17 protein-coding genes are annotated in these 15,758 nt (G+C 66.9%); 2 read left to right on the top strand and 15 right to left on the bottom strand.

Annotated elements, in window-relative coordinates:
• Positions 1 to 9 precede the first annotated feature (9 nt).
• Positions 10 to 1,086 (top strand): DNA integrity scanning diadenylate cyclase DisA, encoded by a 1,077-nt coding sequence (gene disA, locus N2K95_RS00550; RefSeq protein ID WP_255791412.1) that lies wholly within the window; start codon positions 10 to 12, stop codon positions 1,084 to 1,086.
• A gap of 2 nt (positions 1,087 to 1,088) precedes the next feature.
• Here disA and N2K95_RS00545 read toward each other — a convergent pair whose 3' ends face one another.
• Positions 1,089 to 1,757: a DUF4232 domain-containing protein gene (locus N2K95_RS00545; protein WP_260652466.1), complete on the bottom strand. Its 669-nt coding sequence runs from the start codon at positions 1,755 to 1,757 to the stop codon at positions 1,089 to 1,091.
• An 82-nt stretch (positions 1,758 to 1,839) separates the two neighbouring features.
• Here N2K95_RS00545 and N2K95_RS00540 point away from each other — a divergent pair, with 82 nt between their 5' ends.
• The gene (locus N2K95_RS00540) at positions 1,840 to 2,781 is read left to right on the top strand and encodes an HhH-GPD family protein (protein WP_260652465.1); all 942 of its coding nucleotides are present in this window, start codon (positions 1,840 to 1,842) and stop codon (positions 2,779 to 2,781) included.
• 12 nt (positions 2,782 to 2,793) lie between these two features.
• Here the strand turns inward: N2K95_RS00540 and dhaM are convergent, their stop codons facing one another.
• The 14 genes from dhaM to N2K95_RS00470 all read right to left on the bottom strand — a co-directional run bounded on the left by dhaM (position 2,794) and on the right by N2K95_RS00470 (position 15,754).
• Positions 2,794 to 3,525: a dihydroxyacetone kinase phosphoryl donor subunit DhaM gene (gene dhaM / locus N2K95_RS00535; RefSeq protein WP_260652464.1), complete on the bottom strand. Its 732-nt coding sequence runs from the start codon at positions 3,523 to 3,525 to the stop codon at positions 2,794 to 2,796.
• Positions 3,522 to 4,163: a dihydroxyacetone kinase subunit DhaL gene (gene dhaL / locus N2K95_RS00530; RefSeq protein ID WP_260652463.1), complete on the bottom strand. Its 642-nt coding sequence runs from the start codon at positions 4,161 to 4,163 to the stop codon at positions 3,522 to 3,524. Before dhaL ends, dhaM begins: the two co-directional genes overlap by 4 nt.
• Before the next feature lie 2 nt (positions 4,164 to 4,165).
• A complete protein-coding gene (gene dhaK, locus N2K95_RS00525; RefSeq protein ID WP_260652462.1) occupies positions 4,166 to 5,167 on the bottom strand; it encodes a dihydroxyacetone kinase subunit DhaK in 1,002 nt (333 codons plus the stop codon).
• A 197-nt stretch (positions 5,168 to 5,364) separates the two neighbouring features.
• Positions 5,365 to 5,541, bottom strand: coding sequence for a CsbD family protein (locus N2K95_RS00520; protein WP_230025589.1), 177 nt, complete (start codon positions 5,539 to 5,541; stop codon positions 5,365 to 5,367).
• Between the two features lie 193 nt (positions 5,542 to 5,734).
• Entirely contained in the window at positions 5,735 to 6,250 is a 516-nt protein-coding gene (locus N2K95_RS00515) for an amino-acid N-acetyltransferase (protein WP_260652461.1), read from the bottom strand.
• 148 nt (positions 6,251 to 6,398) lie between these two features.
• A complete protein-coding gene (locus N2K95_RS00510) occupies positions 6,399 to 8,906 on the bottom strand; it encodes an ATP-dependent Clp protease ATP-binding subunit (RefSeq protein ID WP_260652460.1) in 2,508 nt (835 codons plus the stop codon).
• A gap of 96 nt (positions 8,907 to 9,002) precedes the next feature.
• On the bottom strand, positions 9,003 to 9,329 hold the full coding sequence (locus N2K95_RS00505; RefSeq protein ID WP_255765597.1) for a histone-like nucleoid-structuring protein Lsr2: 327 nt from the start codon (positions 9,327 to 9,329) through the stop codon (positions 9,003 to 9,005).
• A gap of 91 nt (positions 9,330 to 9,420) precedes the next feature.
• Positions 9,421 to 9,603 (bottom strand): hypothetical protein, encoded by a 183-nt coding sequence (locus tag N2K95_RS00500; RefSeq protein WP_255791402.1) that lies wholly within the window; start codon positions 9,601 to 9,603, stop codon positions 9,421 to 9,423.
• Positions 9,604 to 9,605: 2 nt separating this feature from the next.
• Positions 9,606 to 11,060 (bottom strand): lysine--tRNA ligase, encoded by a 1,455-nt coding sequence (gene lysS / locus N2K95_RS00495; protein ID WP_260653678.1) that lies wholly within the window; start codon positions 11,058 to 11,060, stop codon positions 9,606 to 9,608.
• Positions 11,061 to 11,198: 138 nt separating this feature from the next.
• Entirely contained in the window at positions 11,199 to 12,098 is a 900-nt protein-coding gene (gene panC / locus N2K95_RS00490) for a pantoate--beta-alanine ligase (protein ID WP_260652459.1), read from the bottom strand.
• A 43-nt stretch (positions 12,099 to 12,141) separates the two neighbouring features.
• On the bottom strand, positions 12,142 to 13,065 hold the full coding sequence (locus N2K95_RS00485) for a Rossmann-like and DUF2520 domain-containing protein (protein WP_260652458.1): 924 nt from the start codon (positions 13,063 to 13,065) through the stop codon (positions 12,142 to 12,144).
• Entirely contained in the window at positions 13,052 to 14,752 is a 1,701-nt protein-coding gene (locus N2K95_RS00480) for a PH domain-containing protein (RefSeq protein ID WP_260652457.1), read from the bottom strand. Before N2K95_RS00480 ends, N2K95_RS00485 begins: the two co-directional genes overlap by 14 nt.
• Positions 14,749 to 15,261: a PH domain-containing protein gene (locus tag N2K95_RS00475; RefSeq protein WP_260652456.1), complete on the bottom strand. Its 513-nt coding sequence runs from the start codon at positions 15,259 to 15,261 to the stop codon at positions 14,749 to 14,751. Before N2K95_RS00475 ends, N2K95_RS00480 begins: the two co-directional genes overlap by 4 nt.
• Positions 15,254 to 15,754 (bottom strand): DUF3180 domain-containing protein, encoded by a 501-nt coding sequence (locus N2K95_RS00470; protein ID WP_255791397.1) that lies wholly within the window; start codon positions 15,752 to 15,754, stop codon positions 15,254 to 15,256. Before N2K95_RS00470 ends, N2K95_RS00475 begins: the two co-directional genes overlap by 8 nt.
• Between the last annotated feature and the right edge of the window lie 4 nt (positions 15,755 to 15,758).

Below are 15,758 nucleotides of genomic sequence, written 5' to 3'. Positions count from 1 at the left end.
GAAGTGACCATGGCCCGCAGTCCCGAAGACGCGCTGAAAGCAACCCTGGCGCGGGTAGCACCGGGGACCGAGCTCCGTGACGGACTCGAGCGCATCCTGCGGGGCCGCACCGGCGCCCTGATCGTCCTGGGCTTTGACCGCGCGGTGGACGCCATTTGTTCCGGCGGGTTCGACATCGGCATTGACTTCTCTCCCACCAGGCTGCGGGAGCTGGCGAAAATGGACGGCGCGATTGTCTGTGACCGCGACGCCAGGAACATCCTGCGGGCGGCCGTGCAGCTGGTCCCCGACCACACCATCGAAACGCATGAGTCCGGCACCCGGCACCGGACGGCCGAGCGGGTTGCCATCCAGACCGGCTTCCCGGTGATTTCGGTCAGCCAGTCCATGCGGATCATCCAGCTCTACGTCGGCGGACTCCGCCATGTCCTGGAAGGATCCGAGCCGGTGCTGGCCCGCGCCAACCAGGCACTGGCGACCCTCGAGCGGTACCGCGCCCGGCTGGACCAGGTCACGAATTCCCTCTCCGCACTGGAAATCGAAGCGATGGTGACGGTCCGCGACGTAGCGGTCACGCTGCAGCGCCAGGAAATGGTCCGCCGGATTTCCGAGGAAATCTCCCAGTATGTCCTCGAACTTGGAGTGGACGGCCGTCTGCTGTCCCTGCAGCTGGAGGAACTGACCACCGGCCTTGGACCGGGCAGCGAAATGATCCTGCGTGACTACGCCGACCTGAATGACGGCAAACGCAATGTCGAGGAACAGATCGCCACCCTGCAGAACATGAGTTCGTCCGAAATGGTGGACCTCAGCAAGATCGCCGCGGTGGTGGGCTTCCAGCCGGGCCAGGATTCCCTTGAAGCAGTGGTGCAGCCGCGCGGCTACCGGCTCCTGAGCAACATCAAATCCGTTCCCCCGGCGGTGTCGAACCGGCTGGTGGACCACTTCGGCGGCCTGCAGAACCTCATGGCGGCAAACATTGATGATCTGATGACGGTCGACGGCATCGGGGAGCAGCGTGCCCGCACCGTTCGTGAGGGTCTCTCCCGGATCGCTGAAACCAGCCTTCTTGACCGGTTTATGTAGGACTATTCCAGTTCGAAGACGGCTGCTTCGCTGCTGGTTTCCCCAAGCCGGGCAGTGAACACGTAGTAGCCGGGGTTGGGGTTGGAAGCCACGGCAGCGCAGCCCGGTGCTGACCGGTTCCGTTCCCAGGTGAAGTTGGCCGTCTCCGACGCTCCGGGCTCCACCTTCCGGAGGTAGTCCTTGCCGCCGTCCTGGCAGTCCACGGAGGAGAAGATCCGGTCCGATCCGCTGGCCACGAGGAATTCCATCTGGGAAGTGCCCACGTTGATCTCGCAGGCTGATTCCCCGGTGTTGGTGACGGTGAGGGTCAGGATAGGTGCGGCTCCGGCCGGGTAGGTCCCGGCATCGGTGGCCGCCGTCACCGAGACTGCGTCCGGCCGGCAGGCGGATTCCGACGGGCTTGCCGCCGGTTTCGGTGGTTTCGGTGCTCGAGCCGCGGCCGGGGTGGCGGCCGGCGCGGTGAGGGTCGGAGCCGGGACGGTGGCGTCGGCTACGGGGTGTTTTTCCGGGGCCAGTAGGCCAACCACGGCGGCAACTGCGAAGCCGAGCCCCACGAGGAGCAGCACGGCAAGGACGGCGGCAACGAGCCGCCGGCGACGGTAGACGGCGGGGCTCGGCCGCCGCGGACCGGTGCGGTCTCCGGCCGGCTGCTGTGTTCGGGTCCCCTTCATGGTTCAAGGCTAGGGACCGGCACCTCGATTACGAGGCGCACCACGCCGGTTAGTAGAGTATTGCTGGTCAAGGGAGTGCTAGATGGATTCACAGGCGGAAGAACTGCACCGTCGTATCACCGGGTGGTTCGCCGGCAATGCCCGCGACCTCCCTTGGCGGGATTCCGACCGCACGCCCTGGGGTGTGCTGGTCAGTGAAATCATGCTCCAGCAGACACCCGTAGTCCGCGTCCTGCCGGTCTGGGTTTCGTGGCTGCAGCGGTGGCCGACGCCGGCCGGGCTGGCCTCGGAATCCAGCGGCGAGGCGGTCCGGGCCTGGGGCAGGCTCGGCTATCCTCGCCGGGCGCTGCGGCTGCACGCCGCCGCGAAGGCCATTGTGGAGGAGTTCGGGGGCGAGGTTCCCTCGACCTACCCGGAATTGCTGCGGCTGCCCGGCGTCGGCGACTATACGGCCGCAGCTGTGGCGGCGTTTGCCTTCGGCCGGCGGGAAACAGTGGTGGACACCAACATCCGGCGGGTACATGCCCGCGCAGTGACCGGCAATGCCCTGCCCTCACCCGCGCTGACCGCTGCGGAAATGCGGCTCGCTGCTTCACTGCTGCCCGCCGACACCTCGGATTCCGTGGCCTGGAATGCTTCCGTCATGGAACTCGGCGCGGTGGTGTGCACGGCCCGCAGCCCTAAATGCGAACAGTGTCCGATACTGGACCGCTGCGCCTGGGTGGCCGCGGGCAGGCCGGAACCGCATTACACCGCCAAGGGCCAGGCCTGGGCGGGAACGGACCGCCAGGTCCGCGGGGCCATGATGGCGGTGCTGCGCTCGGCTGACGGCCCGGTCCGCCGGGAACTGCTGCTGCACGCGCCGGTTGATCTGGGCGCCCCGCCCCTGGCGGCCGAACTCGGCCCCTTGGCCGCACTGCACCGGCTGCAGGCACCGCAGGAGCAGATGGAGCGGGCGCTCACCGGTCTGATCGCGGACCGGCTGGCCGCGGAAGACGCCAGCGGAGTGTCGCTGCCGCTTTGACCGGCGAAGGACTCAGATTTCCCCGAACCCGTTCCGCACCTGCTCCGCCAGGAGTTCCACGGCCCGGGCCGCATCGGGTCCGGTGGCAGTGGCGCTGAGGGTCTCCCCCGGCCGCAGGCCCAGCGTCATCAGCATCATGACCGATTTGCCGTCCACCCCGTTGATGGTGATCTCCGCATCCAGGTCCGCCAGCAGTTGGGCCACCACCGCAGCCGGACGGGCATGCAGGCCCATCGGGTTTACCAGCGTCCAGGCACCGCTGGCGGTGTCACCGGCAGCCGGCTCCGGTTCCGCAGGCGCGGGCGCGCCGGCGTCGCCGGCTGCGCCGGACGCTTTACCGGGCGTTTCACCGTCCGGTGCATAGGATGCTCCGGCGGACTCCGCCGCAGCCGCAACGTCAGCGACGTTCCTGCCGGTCTGCGCCGCTACGGCCGCGGCCACCGTACCCTCCACCAGCGGCGCATCCGCCATCCGGACCCGCTGCTGCTGCTCGGGTTCGAGGAACTCCAGGGCGGATTCCGCGGTCATCACCGCGGATCCCAGATCGGTCAGCAGCACCGTGCCCTCGCCGGAGTCCGTGGCGGCAATACCGGCCATGATTTTCTCCAGGCTGGTGCCGATGCCGCCGTCGTCCGTCCCGCCGGCCGCAGCAATGGAAACATCGGCGGCCATCTGGGCGGCAAGCTCGCAGACGCCCTCAGCCAGTTTCGCGCTGTGGGAGACAACCACCAGGCCGACACTCACGCTGCCGCCTCCGCCGCCGAAACCGCCGCGTGCAGGATCAGCGCCGTGGAGGCTGCTCCGGGATCCAGATGTCCGGCACTGCGTTCCCCCAAGTAGCTGGCCCGGCCTTTGCGGGCGACGAGCGGCTCGGTCCCGGCCAATCCCGCCTCGGCGGCGTTCGCGGCCGCAGTGAGGATCTCCACCGGCCCGGAGCCGGCAGACTCGGCCGTCGCGGCGGCATCGACGGCGGGGGTCCAGGCATCGATCATGGTCTTGTCGCCCGGTTCGGCCTTGCCGCGGGCAACTATGCCGTCCCGGGCTGCCGCTAGGACAGCCACCAGTTCGGCCGGGCCGAGGACCGGCGCCGTACCGGCCGCGGTGGAGGCACGCAGGAACGCCGTCCCGTACAGCGGGCCGGCGGCACCTCCCACCTTCGACATCAGGGTCATGGCCGTGGTCTTGAAGACTGCTCCGGGAGTTTCCGGAACGCCGTCGGCCTCCAGCTTCTCCACCACCGCGCTGAACCCGCGTTCCATGTTTTCGCCGTGGTCCGCGTCGCCGATCTCCCGGTCCAGGGTGGTCAGCCGCTGCCGGTTCTCGCTGAGGGCGGCGGCGCTGAGGCGCATCCACTTATCTGCCCAGGCTGCATCCAGTGCCATTCCTAGACTCCCCACCGCAGTGCCGGGGTGTTCACCGGCGAGTCCCACAGCTCCGTCATCTCATCGTCCAGTCTCAGGACGGTCACTGACGCACCCTCCATTTCCAGGGCGGTGATGTAGTTGCCCACCAGGGAACGCTCCACCCGGGCGCCGCGCTCTTCAAGGATCTTAGCCGCGCGGCGGTACACGATGTACAGCTCGCTCAGCGGGGTTCCGCCCATTCCGTTCACAAACAGCAGCACCCGGTCCCCGGAGGCGACCCCGAGGTCGCTCAGCACCGGTTCCATCAGCTGGTCCGTAATGGAATCTGCGTTGGTCATCGCCACCCGGTGCCGCCCGGGCTCGCCGTGGATTCCCACGCCCATTTCAATCTCGTCTTCAGCGAGGGTGAAGCTCGGCTCGCCGGCATGCGGCACCGTGCAGGGTGCCAGGGCCACGCCCATGGACCGCACGTTGGCGTTCACCCGCTCGGCGATCTCCGCCACCTTGCCAAGATCGTCGCCCCGGTCCGCGGCACCGCCGGCGATCCGCTCCAGCAGCACGGTACCGGCTACGCCACGCCTGCCCGCGGTGTAGAGCGAGTCCTCCACCGCGACGTCGTCGTTCACCACCACTGTGCGGACGTCGATGCCTTCGACGGCGGCAAGCTCGGCGGCGGTCTCGAAGTTCAGGACGTCTCCGGTGTAGTTCTTCACGACCAGCAGGACGCCCGACCCGGAATCGCTCTTCACGATGGCCGGCAGGATCTGGTCCGGGGTAGGCGAGGTGAACACCGGACCGGGGACAGCGGCGGTGAGCATTCCGCGGCCCACATAGCCGCCGTGCAGCGGCTCGTGACCGCTGCCGCCGCCGGAGACCAGACCTACCCTGCCCTCGACCGGGACGTCGCGCCGAAGCACGTAGTCCGGGTCCAGATGGATCTGGACCAGCTCGTGGTGGGCCAGCCCGAAGCCTTCGAGCGATTCGGCCACCACCGAGCGGGGATTGTTGATGAGTTTCTTCATGACGCCGGGGCTCCTTAGTGGACGGACTTTGAGCCCTGCGGGCACGCCAAGGCTCCCTCACCCCAACGACCCTACCTGTGCGTGTTGCAGTGCGACAGGGCAGCAGGGTGTCCAGCCGGCACTGGTGGAGGCCTCGAAAACAGTTTCCGGCACGAAAAAGCGGGAGGGGTGAACCCCTCCCGCTTTTTGCTAAAGCCTTACTTGCCCTTGAAAGCGTCCTTGACGTTTTCTCCGGCGTCCTTCAGGCTCGACTTGGCCTGGTCGCCGTGGCCTTCGGCTTCCATGCTCTCGTTGCCGGTAGCCTTGCCTACGCCTTCCTTGACCTTGCCGCCAAGGTTTTCGGCCTTGTTCTGCATCTTGTCATCTGCGCCCATTACTGAACCCGCTTTCTGATCGTGGCCCGTCTCAAACGCGAAACCGCTGCTGGTTCGCAGCCGTTTTTTCGCCGCGCTTCATCGGGGCCGTTGATGATGCTAAGTAGCCTGAGCTTATCCAGTATTGAAAGGAAAAGGCCAGCGCAGACCCGCCGGTTCCTCTCTCTGCGAACGCCCCGCGGGCGTCCGCCGGCTAAAACGAGCGGATCATCCGTGTATTTCCGAGGGTGTTCGGCTTTACCCGCGCAAGGTCCAGGAATTCGGCGACGCCCTCATCCGAGGAGCGCAGCAGTTCGGAGTAGACCTCGGGATCGACGGCGGATTGATTGGCCATCACGGCAAATCCGTGCCGGCGGAAGAATTCCACTTCAAAGGTCAGGCAGAAAACCCGGGTGACGCCGATTTCGACGGCATCGGCCAGCAGCTGTTCCAGCAGGCGATGGCCGATGCCGCTGCCGCGCAGGGCCGGATCGGCGGCCAGCGTCCGCACCTCGGCAAGGTCTTCCCACATCACGTGCAGGGCACCGCACCCGACAACCCGCCCGTCAGCGTCCTCGGCGACCCAGAATTCCTGCAGCGCCTCGTAGTAGGCCACCGCTTCCTTGGCCACCAGGATCCGTTCCTCGGCCAGGGGCGCAACAAGGGCGCGGATCCTCGGCACGTCGGAGGTGCGGGCGCGGCGGATAGTGATGGCGGGTACGGAGGTCACCGGCCCAGTCTAGGGCTGCCGGGGCGGGTCCGCCCAAATGCTTCCGCCGGTCAGCGCCACCGACCCGGGGCCCGGTTAACGCGGAAGGACCCGGCGGGCTGTCTGCCCGCCGGGTCCTTACCGTGCAATTGGTTCTGCTATCCGGTTGTTAATCGGTGACGCTGGCTTCGATTGCCGGGGTAGCTTCCTCAATGGCCTTCGGGACACCGCTGCCGACGAAGGTGAACTTCGCTTCGTCGCCTTCGCCCTCGACGTCCACCGAGATGACCTCGCCGGGCTTCAGTTCGCCGAAGAGGATCTTCTCGGACAGCTGGTCCTCGATTTCGCGCTGGATGGTCCGGCGCAGCGGCCGGGCACCCATGGCGGGATCGTAGCCGCGGGTTGCCAGCAGTACCTTGGCAGCCGGGGTGAGCTCGATACTCATGCCCTTCTCGGCCAGGCGCTGGCTCAGGCGGTTCAGGAACAGGTCCACAATCTGGACGATCTCTTCCTGGGTCAGCTGCGGGAAGACCACGGTGTCATCAACACGGTTGAGGAACTCGGGGCGGAAGTGCTGCTTCAGTTCTTCCGTGACCCGTGCCCGCATCCGGTCGTAACCGGTCTTGGTGTCCGTACCGGACTGGAAGCCCGTCATAACGCCCTTGGAGATGTCCCGGGTACCCAGGTTGGTCGTCATGATGATGATGGTGTTCTTGAAGTCCACCATCCGGCCCTGGGCGTCGGTCAGGCGGCCGTCTTCCAGGATCTGCAGCAGCGAGTTGAAGAGGTCCGAGTGGGCCTTCTCCACTTCGTCGAACAGCACCACGGAGAACGGACGGCGGCGGACCTTTTCGGTCAGCTGCCCGCCCTCTTCGTAGCCCACGTATCCGGGAGGAGCACCGAACAGGCGCGAGACGGTGTGCTTCTCGGCGTATTCGGACATATCCAGGGTGATGAGGGCATCTTCGTCGCCGAACAGGAACTCGGCAAGTGCCTTGGCCAGCTCGGTCTTACCGACGCCGGTGGGACCGGCGAAGATGAAGGAGCCGCCGGGACGCTTGGGGTCCTTCAGTCCGGCCCGCGTACGGCGCATGGCCTGCGAGATGGACTTGATGGCCTGGTCCTGGCCGATGACGCGCTTGTGGAGTTCGTCCTCCATCCGCAGCAGGCGGGTGGATTCTTCCTCGTTCAGCTTGACCACGGGGATGCCGGTGGAGTTGGCAAGCACCTCGGCGATGAGTTCCTCATCCACCTCGGCAATGTCATCCAGGCCGCCGGACTTCCACTGGCGTTCCTTCTCCGCGCGCTGGTCCTGGAGCTTCTGCTCCTTGTCGCGCAGGGAGGCGGCACCTTCGAAGTCCTGGGAGTCAATTGCGGACTCCTTCTCCATCTTCAGCGCCGAGATCCGCTCGTCGATTTCCTTCAGCTCCGGCGGAGCCGTCATCCGGCGGATCCGCAGCCGGGCGCCGGCCTCGTCAATCAGGTCGATTGCCTTGTCCGGCAGGAACCGGTCACTGATGTACCGCTCGGCCAGCGTTGCCGCGGAAGCCAGTGCGGCATCGGTAATGGAAACCCGGTGGTGCGCTTCGTAGCGGTCACGCAGGCCCTTGAGGATCTCGATGGCGTGCGCCACCGACGGCTCGGCAACCTGGATCGGCTGGAAGCGGCGCTCCAGCGCGGCATCCTTTTCAATGTGCTTGCGGTACTCGTCCAGCGTGGTGGCACCGATGGTCTGCAGCTCGCCCCGGGCCAGCATCGGCTTCAGGATCGATGCGGCGTCGATGGCGCCTTCGGCGGCACCCGCACCCACGAGGGTGTGGATCTCGTCGATGAACAGGATGATGTCGCCGCGGGTGCGGATTTCCTTGAGGACCTTCTTCAGGCGTTCCTCAAAGTCACCGCGGTAGCGCGAACCGGCAACAAGCGAACCCAGGTCCAAGGTGTAGAGCTGCTTGTCCTTGAGGGTCTCGGGCACGTCGCCGCGCACGATTGCCTGGGCCAGGCCCTCGACGACGGCGGTCTTGCCGACGCCGGGCTCGCCGATCAGGACGGGGTTGTTCTTGGTCCTGCGTGAAAGCACCTGCATCACGCGTTCCATTTCATGCTCGCGCCCGATTACCGGGTCGAGCTTGGATTCACGCGCGGCCTGGGTCAGGTTGCGGCCGAACTGGTCCAGCACCACGGATCCGGCGGGCTGGCCTTCCTGCTGCTGGCCACCGGTGGAGACGGGCTCCTTGCCCTGGTAGCCGGAAAGCAGCTGGATGACCTGCTGGCGGACGCGGTTCAGGTCAGCACCAAGCTTGACCAGTACCTGCGCGGCGACGCCTTCACCTTCACGGATCAGGCCGAGCAGGATGTGTTCGGTGCCGATGTAGTTATGGCCGAGCTGCAGGGCTTCACGGAGCGAGAGCTCCAGCACCTTCTTGGCCCGCGGGGTGAAGGGGATGTGACCGGTCGGGGCCTGCTGGCCCTGACCGATGATCTCCTGCACCTGCTCGCGGACAGCACCAAGCGAGATGCCCAGGGATTCAAGGGCCTTAGCAGCGACACCTTCACCCTCATGAATGAGCCCAAGCAAAATATGCTCGGTGCCGATGTAGTTGTGGTTGAGCATGCGGGCCTCTTCTTGGGCAAGCACGACAACGCGACGGGCACGGTCGGTAAATCTTTCAAACATGAGGCACACTCCTAGCTAACGCGTAATTCGATGCTACGTGCCCCAGGGGTGCAATAGGAGCTTGTTCGCCATCGGCGTGAGACCTAAGCAGTACGCCTAGCTCTGCGCTGCCCGGTAGGCATCGATGATCTCGCTGTTGACGCGGCCCCGCTCGGAAACCGTGTAGCCGTTCTTACGGGCCCATTCGCGGATCTGTGCTGCTTCATTACTGCGGGCGGATCCGGTGCCGCGCGGACGGCCGGTGCGGCCGCCAACCTTGCGGCCGGCATCAACATAGGGCTTCAGTGCATCGCGGAGAGTTTTGGCATTGTCCTTTGACAGATCAATCTCGTACTGTGACCCGTCCAGGGCAAACCGTACGGTCTCATCCGCACTTCCACCGTCGACGTCATCCACGAGAATGATTTTTACTTTTTGCGCCATGACAGGCTCCTAAGCAGCTAAATATGGGAAGACTAATTATGAGACCACTTAGAGTATGGCGCAATTAGTAAAGCCCCGTCAAAGTACTTGGCTATTTATTGTCTTCTTCACCCGGTTTTTTCAAAGCTTCATGGGCTACACTCTGGTCAGCTTCCCTCTCGGCCTCAGCCAGTGCCTGCCGTTCCGACCGATCCGAGTTAAGCAGGGCCCGCATCACGAAATAAAAGAGAGCTGCAACACAAACTGACGGCAGGAGGACTTCTACATATTCCATGGTTAACCCATTTCCGGCTTTAGGAGGGGAAACAGAATTGTTTCCCTGATTCCTGTATTCGTGAAAAGCATCACAAGGCGGTCAATTCCGAGGCCGATGCCACCCATGGGAGGGGCGCCGTATTCCAGCGCCCGAAGGAAGTCCTCGTCCAGGGCCATGGCCTCGTCATCGCCGCCGGCGGCCAGAAGGGACTGCTCGGTGAGGCGTTCACGCTGGATGACCGGGTCAATCAGCTCCGAGAAGGCCGTGCCGCGTTCCATGCCGCCGATAATGAGGTCCCAGGCTTCAATCAGGCGGGGATCCTCGCGGTTCGGGCGGGCGAGCGGCTGCGCCGAGGGCGGATAGTCGTAGACAAAGGTGGGCTGCAGCAGCGTCGGCTCCACAATTTCGCCGAACAGCTCAATCACAAGCTTTTCCGCGTCCCACTTCGGGTCCACCTTCACGCCGTGCTTTTCTGCAATCTCCCGGAGCGCTGAGGCGTCGGTTTCGGGGGTGATCTCCGTACCGACTGCCTCGGACAGGCCGGGGTACACGCTCAGCCAGCGCCACTCGCCGTCGAGGTCAATGGTGCCGGCGGCGGTTTCAATCTTCCGGCTGCCCATGAGGTCAGCGCAGTGCAGGATGATTTCCTTCATCCGCTCGGCCATTACAAACTGGTCCGCGTAGGCCTCGTAGCATTCCAGCGTGGTGAATTCGGGAGAATGCGTGGAATCCACACCCTCGTTGCGGAAAATGCGGCCGATCTCGAAGACCCGCTCGATTCCACCCACTACCGCCCGCTTGAGGTACAGCTCGGTGGCGATGCGCAGGGTCATCTTCTGGTCGAAGGCATTCAGGTGCGTTTCGAACGGACGGGCCGCGGCACCGCCGTGCACCAGCTGCAGCATGGGGGTTTCCACCTCCACGTAGCCGTGGCCGTGCAGGGTGTCGCGGACCCCGCGGATGACTGCCGCACGCTTGTAGACCATGTCGCGGGCTTCGTCGCGCACCATCAGGTCCACGTAGCGCTGGCGGACACGGGTTTCCTCGCTCAGTCCGGCGTGCAGCACCGGCAGCGGCCGCAGGGCCTTGGACGCCATGGACCAGGACTGGGCCATCACGGAGAGTTCACCTCGGCGGGAAGAGATGACCTCGCCGCGGATGAAGACAATGTCGCCCAGGTCCACGAGGGATTTCCAGTCCGCGAGGGATTCCTCGCCGACGACGGCGAGGCTGAGCATCGCCTGCAGCCGGGTTCCGTTGCCTTCCTGCAGCGTGGCGAAGCAAAGCTTTCCGGTGTTGCGGATGAACACCACGCGGCCGGTCACGCCGACGGTCTCGCCGCTGGCTTCGTCGGCCTGCAGGTGGCCGAATTTCTCGCGGACTTCCTTCAGCGAGGCGGTGCGTTCCACCCCTACCGGGTAGGCCTCGTCCCCGCGGTCAATCAGCCGCGCACGCTTCTCGGCACGGATGCGCATTTGTTCGGAGGTGTCTGCGGCTTCGGGAACGGGGTTAGATGTGGTCACGGTTGTTAAGTTTACAGAGCAAAGCGCCGCTCCCGGTTCCTGCGCTCCATGCACCCTGCCCACAGGACGCAGGGAGCGCAGGTACTTTCGCTACGGCAGCAGGGCGTTGTCGATCAGGCGGACCGGACCCACCCGTGCGGCGAGCAGTGCCAGCGCCGTTCCGGCCAGCGGTTCGCCGGCAGGTGCGGGAAGCGGTTCGAGGGTCTGCGGGTCCACCACCTCGAAATAATCCAGTTCCACACCTGGCTGCGCGGAAACAAGTTCGACGGCGGCGGGCAGGTCCAGCGGTTGGCCCGCCGCAGCGCGTTCCTTCAACAGGTGCAGCGCCCGGGACAGCACGAGTGCCGCCTGCCGCTGGCCGGCGTCGAGGAAACGGTTCCGGCTGGATTCGGCGAGTCCGTCCGCTGCACGGACAATCGGCACACCGGTGACCTCGACGTCGAAGTTGAGGTCGGCAACCATGCGCCGGATGAGGGCCACCTGCTGGGCGTCCTTCTGCCCGAAGTAGGCCCGGAAGCGTGCAGGCACCGGCGGGGCCGCGAGGTGGAAAAGCTTGGCGACCACGGTGAGTACCCCGTCGAAGTGTCCCGGCCGGACGGCGCCCTCCCACCGGGTGCCCATGGTGCCGGCGCTCAGGCGCACCAGCGGAGCACCGCCAGGGTACATTTCCTCCTCGGACGGGGCGAAGACCAGGTCCACTCCGGCCCGGCCCAGGAGCTCCAGGTCCGCGTCGAGGGTGCGGGGGTACCGCTCCAGGTCCGCGGGATCGTCGAACTGGAGGGGGTTGACGAACACCGACGCGGTGACGACGTCGTTGTCCGCCCGGGCGGCGCCCATCAGGGAGGCGTGCCCTTCGTGCAGGGCACCCATGGTGGGGACCAGCGCCAGGGAGGGGACGCGGGAGGGGTCGGCGGCTGCGGCTTTATGCAGCAGTTCCGTGGTGGCGGCGCGCAGTTCGGCGGCCGTGGTGACGAGGCGGGGGGTGTTCAACGCTGTCCTTCTACTATCTGTTTAGCGGGGTTGTTCGGGGTTCTCAGGGGTTTTCGGGATCCGGCCGCAGCGCGGCCAGGATGGCGTCGCCCTGCTGCGGGGTGAGCAGTCCGCGGTCCACCGCGCGGGAGGCCGTGGCGGCCGACAGCGCAGCGTAGGCAGCGCGGAGGTCTTCGGTCCCGGCTTCGGCAAGCACACGGGTATGGGCGGAGACGGTGCCGACGTCGCCGCGGGCCACCGGTCCGGTGAGGGCCCCTTCGCCGGAGGCAAGCGCGTTTTCCAGCGACGCCCGCATGAGCGGGCCCAGGAGGCGGTCCGGATGTTCGACGCCGAGGCCCGCCAGCAGCTGCGTCGACTGGGAGGCGAGCGTGACCAGGTGGTTGGAGGCGTGGGCGAGGGCTGCGTGGTAGAGCACCCGGTCCGCTTCGTCGATGACCACCGGTTCGGCACCCATTTCCACCACGAGCGCCTGGGCGATCGGCAGGACGGCGGCGGGGGCGCTGATGCCGAAGGAGCAGTCCGCCAGCCGGGTCAGGTCCAGGCTCATCCCGGTGAAGGTCATGGCCGGGTGCAGTGCCAGCGGAATGGCACCCGCGGCCCGGGCCGGGGCGAGGACCTCGGTGCCGAACCGTCCGGAGGTGTGAGCCACGAGCTGGCCGGCCTGCCAGGCACCCGTCTTGGCCAGTCCGGAGACCAGCGGTTCCAGGGCATCATCCGGGACGGCGAGCAGGACCAGTTCGGAACGCTCCACAATGTCGGGGATCTCAAGGATCGGAACTCCGGGAAGGAGGTTTTCGGCCCGTTCGCGGCTGGCGTCGGACACCGCGGACACTCCGACGACGGCGTGTTCGGCCGCGCGCAGGGCAGCACCCAGGACGGCGCCGACCCGGCCCGCACCAATGACGCCGACCCCCAGGCGGCCGCGGCGGCGGCGTTCTTCGACGCTGGCAGACTCAGCGGTGTTCATGGGGAGGCTCCTCCTTGGAGACGGGTGGGGAAACTGGGGTGGGTGGTGGGAAAACCGGGCCGGGCGGTGGGAGAACCGAGCCGGGTGGTGGGAGAACCGAGCCGGGCGGTGGGAGAACCGAGCCGGGCGGCGGGGAAACCGGCGCGGGCAGCGGCGCCTGGGATTGCGGCGGTGCAGGGAAAGGTGCGGACTTGGCTCCGGAAGGCCCGGTCCCGCGCAGCCACTGTTCCGGGAGGTCGCGGCGACGGGCGGTCCGTGCCCGCAGCGCCTGGTCGTCGAGCAGTTGCCGGGCGGTGTCTGCATCGATTTCCACGACGCGGGGGGAAACCGGTCCGGGCGTGGAGTGCAGGACCAGATCCGCCAGCCGCTGCAGCCGCTGCAGCGGCCCCTGTTCCAGGGCGAGGGACTGGGTCCTGCTGTGCGGAACCACCTGAAGCGACCGCCACAGGTATCCGTGCCGGGCGAGGAGCGCGCTGTCCGTGACCAGGAAACCGTTCCGCCGCCAGGCCAGCGGGGCGCGCCAGCGCGCCCGCCGCGGTGTAATTGTGAAGCCCGCGGCCGGGCCGGTCCCATCCATCCCGGCGGTGAACACCCCCACCGGGTCCGCGGTTCCGGCATCCGGCAGGACCAGTGCCAGCATCCGGAGGACCTCCTCCGATGTTCCGGCGGGCAGCAGCCGGGTGCGGGCGGAGGACGCACTGTCGGAGCCGGCGCCGTATCCGGCAACGTTCACGGAAATCGAATACCACCCTGGGATCCGCCACAGGGGTGACTGCCGGACGACCAGTGCCTGGATCCGGCCCGGCGGCACGGTGGAGGCACGGGTGTCCAGCAGCCCGGAGCGGAGCCGGATCCCCTCCCGCGACACGGAGGCACGGAAGTTGAAGCCGGAACTGAACAGGTTCCAGTACGCACTGCCGAATCCAAAGATGATGGGCACCATGGCGGCGATGGAGGCGGCCTCACCGGTGAGCGCCGTCAGGGCAATCACGCCGGCCACTGCCAGCACCAGGAGGACGGTGGTTCCGGACAACAGGACGGAAGCGATCACCCGTCCGGGCGACAGTGCCAGCACCTGCTGTTCGCCCGGCACGGTCGCGTCGCCGGCGTCGCCGTCGCCGTCGCCGCCGGAGTGCGTGTCCTGGGCGCCGGAGGCGTCCTCGAGGATCTGCGCGCGCAGCTGCTGTGCGTCGCGCAGCCGGAGGAAGGCCAGGCGCACCGCCGACTCGCCGGCGTCGGCCACTTCGAAGCGCAGTTCCGCCAGCCCGAAGATCCGGGCAAGCAGGGGTTGAACAATGTCGATGGCCTGCACCCGGTCCAGCCGGGCCTGGCGCTGCCGGCGGACCACCACGCCTGAATGCACCCGGATATGGTCATGGGTGAGCTGGTAACGGGTAAACCACCAGGACAGGAAAAAGGCGCCGGCAATAACCAGCAGGGCCATCCCCAGAGCCAGGAGGGTCCAGTAGAGTGCGGAGCCTGCCGGGAGGTCCATGCCGCCGCCGGCGAACCCCGATTCCACCTGGTCCCTGCCGACAAAATAGGCGAGGGCCGCCAGGGCTATCCAGCCGCGGACCAGCGGAGAGACCGGATGCACCCGTTTCCATTCGGGTTCGGTCTTTGCTGCCGGATCCGGGCCGGCGGTTTCGGGTTCCTCTCCCGGACCCCGGGGGGCGCCGGCGGTCACAGTCCGGCCAGCTGCGCTTCGCCGCGTGCGGACAAGTGCTCCCGCAGGCGGGCACCCTCGTCGCTCGGCAGTCCGGCGATGCCTGCGTTGGTGCCGGGGGCGGCGGTATGAAGTTTCAGGGTGCACAGCCCGAAAGCCCGTTCCAGTGGGCCTACCGCGACGTCCACGTACTGCATTCGGCCGTAGGGGACCACGAGGGTGCGCTGGAAGAAGATGCCCCGGCGAAGCAGCAGGTCCTCGTTGCGCTCGGCATATCTGATGGCCCGGACCTGCCGGGGAAGCAGCAGCCCGCGCCACAGCAGGGTCACGGCAAAGAAGACCGGCAGCCCCCAGGCCAGCCAGGCCGGATACCCGGGCCAGATTCCGGTGAGGCGCAGGACCAGCGGAAGGCCGGTGATCAGCAGCGTGATGACTGTTTCGATGCCCCAGCTCAGCAGGCGCAGCCTCAGGTACTTCGGGGAGACGCGCTGCCACTGCACTTCTGCCGGGTCGACTGCCTCGCTAGGCATATTCTCCTCCATCCCCGGCTCCGTCTCCCGAGCCGGGCCCGGTGCCGTCCTTGTCCTCGGGCGGCAGTTTACAGAACCGCTCCACGGTGAGTCCCGCGGCAATCATCAGTATTCCGCCGGCACTGACGGCCAGGGAGGACCAGGTGGCCGGATGGCCGGGGCGCAGCGACCACAGGGGCAGCTGGGTGAGGAAGACGGCGGCATGCCAGCCGAGCAGCAGGGCACCGGCGTAGGCGAGGGCCTGTGCCAGGACGACGGTGCGGGCGGCGGCGATGGGGTCCAGCTCCCGGTCCCGCCGGCCGTTGCGCCAGCTGCGCACCCGCAGTCCGAGGAAGAGGGTTGCACCGGTCACCAGGATGATGGCCACCAGCGCCACGGGGCTCAGCACGGGTGCGGGGTAGCCGTTTGCCGTCAGGAACGAGTTTGCGGCCCAGCCCACCAGTCCGGCGGCGAGGCCGATGACGGCCAGCCACCGATAGCGGATGGTGCTCACGGCC

Origin of the sequence: Arthrobacter zhaoxinii, assembly GCF_025244925.1 — a bacterium.
GTDB lineage: Bacteria > Actinomycetota > Actinomycetes > Actinomycetales > Micrococcaceae > Arthrobacter_B > Arthrobacter_B zhaoxinii.
This window is presented reverse-complemented; position numbering and strand designations above follow the sequence as displayed.

What these genes read in the sequence shown, in the direction of transcription:
- disA (WP_255791412.1), top strand. Translation starts at nt 10, where the DNA reads ATGGCCCGCAGTCCCGAAGACGCGCTGAAAGCAACCCTGGCGCGGGTA.
- N2K95_RS00545 (WP_260652466.1), bottom strand. Translation starts at nt 1,757, where the DNA reads ATGAAGGGGACCCGAACACAGCAGCCGGCCGGAGACCGCACCGGTCCG.
- N2K95_RS00540 (WP_260652465.1), top strand. Translation starts at nt 1,840, where the DNA reads ATGGATTCACAGGCGGAAGAACTGCACCGTCGTATCACCGGGTGGTTC.
- dhaL (WP_260652463.1), bottom strand. Translation starts at nt 4,163, where the DNA reads ATGGCACTGGATGCAGCCTGGGCAGATAAGTGGATGCGCCTCAGCGCC.
- dhaK (WP_260652462.1), bottom strand. Translation starts at nt 5,167, where the DNA reads ATGAAGAAACTCATCAACAATCCCCGCTCGGTGGTGGCCGAATCGCTC.
- N2K95_RS00520 (WP_230025589.1), bottom strand. Translation starts at nt 5,541, where the DNA reads ATGGGCGCAGATGACAAGATGCAGAACAAGGCCGAAAACCTTGGCGGC.
- N2K95_RS00510 (WP_260652460.1), bottom strand. Translation starts at nt 8,906, where the DNA reads ATGTTTGAAAGATTTACCGACCGTGCCCGTCGCGTTGTCGTGCTTGCC.
- N2K95_RS00505 (WP_255765597.1), bottom strand. Translation starts at nt 9,329, where the DNA reads ATGGCGCAAAAAGTAAAAATCATTCTCGTGGATGACGTCGACGGTGGA.
- N2K95_RS00500 (WP_255791402.1), bottom strand. Translation starts at nt 9,603, where the DNA reads ATGGAATATGTAGAAGTCCTCCTGCCGTCAGTTTGTGTTGCAGCTCTC.
- lysS (WP_260653678.1), bottom strand. Translation starts at nt 11,060, where the DNA reads ATGCGCATCCGTGCCGAGAAGCGTGCGCGGCTGATTGACCGCGGGGAC.
- N2K95_RS00485 (WP_260652458.1), bottom strand. Translation starts at nt 13,065, where the DNA reads ATGAACACCGCTGAGTCTGCCAGCGTCGAAGAACGCCGCCGCCGCGGC.
- N2K95_RS00475 (WP_260652456.1), bottom strand. Translation starts at nt 15,261, where the DNA reads ATGCCTAGCGAGGCAGTCGACCCGGCAGAAGTGCAGTGGCAGCGCGTC.